Origin of the sequence: Mesorhizobium sp. M7A.F.Ca.AU.001.01.1.1, assembly GCF_004022735.1 — a bacterium.
GTDB classification, from domain to species: Bacteria; Pseudomonadota; Alphaproteobacteria; order Rhizobiales; family Rhizobiaceae; genus Mesorhizobium; species Mesorhizobium ciceri.
Window position 1 is genome coordinate 1 of sequence record NZ_RZPF01000836.1, and the last position, 2562, is coordinate 2562.

Genomic DNA, 2562 nt, shown 5'->3' on the forward strand with positions numbered 1-2562 from the left:
TTACAAATGTGATGAGGGAAGTCCAGTCCAAGGAAATTCTTGGTCCGCAGGGTTCTATCCCCCGACATTGCCCCGCAACACAGCCAGCACCTGCGCGAACTCCGCCAGACGCTCGTCGGTCAATCCCACTCGCAGCCGCTTGTCGAAGACGAGCGCGGCCTTGCGCAGTGTCTCGAACATCGCTTCTCCGGCCTCGGTCAATTCGACCAGATGAACCCGGCGGTTGACGGGGTCGCGGCGGCGCATCAGCAGGCCCTGCGCCTCCATGGCGTTGAGATGATGGGTCAGCGTCGCGCCCTGGATACCGATCATGCCGGCAAGCTCGCGCTGGTTGGCAAGGTTGCTCGACTTGACCGATAGCAGCGTGAGCCAGATCGGCAATGTACCTCCAGCCTCGACCAGGGCAGCATCGAAGGCCTGGGCAACCAGCTTGGCGGTTCGTCCGAGATTCATGCCGACTGGCGGGCGGTCAAAGGGTGTCATTGCAGGACCCTAGACGGTGTCATGCACGGATGGAACTGGCACGACTTATATATTGACATCTAACCATTCGATATCTAATTATCTAGAGATGGCGGGCTAAAGAGGAAATCCGGTCATGCAATATGTCTACATCGTCGTTATCGGTCTTCATGTCATGGCAGGCGTATTCTGGGCGGGCACGACCATCGCGGTCGGCCGTGACCCGGACATCCGGGCGGAACGGTTCTTCCGGCCGCAAATGGGCGCTGCCGGCCTGGTTTTCCTGACCGGCATACTGCTCTGGTATTTCTTTCACGAGGGTGTTTTCGGCTCGATGGAGAAGGTGCTGGCGCTGGGCATCGTGACGGCCCTGATCGCCGCCGGCGTGCAAGGCGCGCTGGTAGGCTCAACCAGCAGGCAGCTTGCCGGTGCCGATGCGGCAACGGAAAGGCAGTTGCGCGCGAAGATGACAAGAGGCGAGCGCATTGCCGGGGGGCTGTTGGTGCTGACAGTGCTGTGCATGGCCACCGCCAGAATGTTTTGAACGCCGCCACGCGGCACACCCTCACAGAATCGTGCGTTGTCTGGCGACGAGCCAATGACGCGCGAGCGCGCGGCCAGACCGAAGTACATGGGCTCTCGTACGCAGGTCCGGCCGCGCGCCACCGATCCTGGCAACGCCCAATTTCAGATCCGCAAGCCGAACCTGATGCCGTCGTAGATGGCGGCATGGATGTTGCGCGAAGCGACCGCGTCGCCGATGCGGAACAGTACAAAGCCGCCTTCTGGATTGCGCTTGGGGAAGATGTCGCCACCGCTCACCAGCCGTTCGTAGTCGACCGCACCGCCGTTCTTCGACAGAGGCTTCAGCGAGAGATAGAGATCATCGAGCGGCAACGTACCGTGCTCGACCACCACCTGGTCGACCCTGCGCTCGCCGCGCCAGCCATCGGCGAAATCCGATGCCAGTTCGGCGACCAGTTGGTTGCCCTCGCGGCGCACCGAACGCAGCCGCGTGTTGATGGTGATGCTGACGCCCTTTTCCTGAAAGGCGCGCATGTACGGCACATGGTTCATGCCGCCCATTTCCGGGGCAAAGAAACGTTCGGGCGAGACAAGTTCGAGTTTCGAGCCGGCATTGGCGATCAGTTCGGCGGCGCCCATGCCCTGATGGCCGCCATTGTCGTCATAGAGCAGTACATTTTCGGCCGGCTTGACGCTGCCGGCCATGATGTCCCAGCTTGAGGTGACAAGATTGTCGCCGGCCGTCAGCGGCGGGTTCTGCGGCAGGCCGCCGGTGGCGACCACCACCACGTCGGGTGACAGCGCCAGAACATCGTCCTTCTCCGCCCAGGTGTCGTAGCGGATCTCGACGCCGAGCCGGGCGAGTTCAGCCAGCCGCCAGTCGATGATACCGATCAGCTCCTTGCGGCGCGGATTCTGCGTCGCCAGTCGAATTTGGCCGCCGGCCTGGCTCGATGCTTCAAGCACCGTCACCTTGTGGCCGCGCTCGGCTGCGACCCGCGCAACCTCCAGCCCGCCGGCGCCGGCTCCGATGACCACGATTTTCTGCTTCGGTCCTTCGGTCTTGACGATGATATGCGGGATTTCGGCCTCGCGGCCAGTCGCGGCATTGTGGACGCAAAGCGCTTCGCCGCCCTCATAAATGCGGTCGAGACAATAGGTGGCGCCCACGCACGGGCGGATCTCATGCTCGCGGCCCTCCATCACCTTTTTGATGATGTGCGGATCGGCGATATGGGCGCGGGTCATGCCGACCATGTCGAGCTTGCCGGTGGCAATGGCGTGGCGTGCGGTGGCCACGTCGGATATGCGCGCCGCGTGGAAGGTCGGGAATTTCGTCGCCGCCCTCACCTCTCCGGCGAAATCGAGATGCGGCGACGAGCGCATGCCGGCCACCGGTATGACCTTGGTCAGCGCCGCATCGCTTTCGATCGAGCCGCGGATGATGTTGAGGAAATCGACCTTGCCGGAATTGGCCAGCCGCCTGGCGATCTCGATGCCCTCCTGTTTGGACAGGCCTTTTTCGAAATCTTCGTCAGCGACCATGCGGATGCCGACGACGAATTTCTCGCCGAC

The 2562-nt window shown here is 62.5% G+C and carries 3 protein-coding genes; 1 reads left to right on the forward strand and 2 read right to left on the reverse strand.

Features of this window, described 5'->3' with window-relative positions; genetic code table 11:
- Positions 1-54: 54 nt before the first annotated feature.
- Complete coding sequence (locus EN884_RS32625) at positions 55-483, reverse strand: MarR family winged helix-turn-helix transcriptional regulator (protein WP_013532326.1); 429 nt, start codon at positions 481-483, stop codon at positions 55-57.
- Positions 484-598: 115 nt separating this feature from the next.
- Between EN884_RS32625 and EN884_RS32630 the strand changes: the two genes are divergently transcribed.
- Positions 599-1006 carry a hypothetical protein gene (locus EN884_RS32630; protein ID WP_063167732.1) on the forward strand — a complete coding sequence of 136 codons (408 nt, stop codon included), beginning with the start codon at positions 599-601 and terminating at the stop codon, positions 1004-1006.
- 143 nt (positions 1007-1149) lie between these two features.
- Here the strand turns inward: EN884_RS32630 and EN884_RS32635 are convergent.
- The coding region (locus tag EN884_RS32635) for an FAD-dependent oxidoreductase (RefSeq protein ID WP_128360995.1) at positions 1150-2562 on the reverse strand (1413 nt) is incomplete at its 5' end.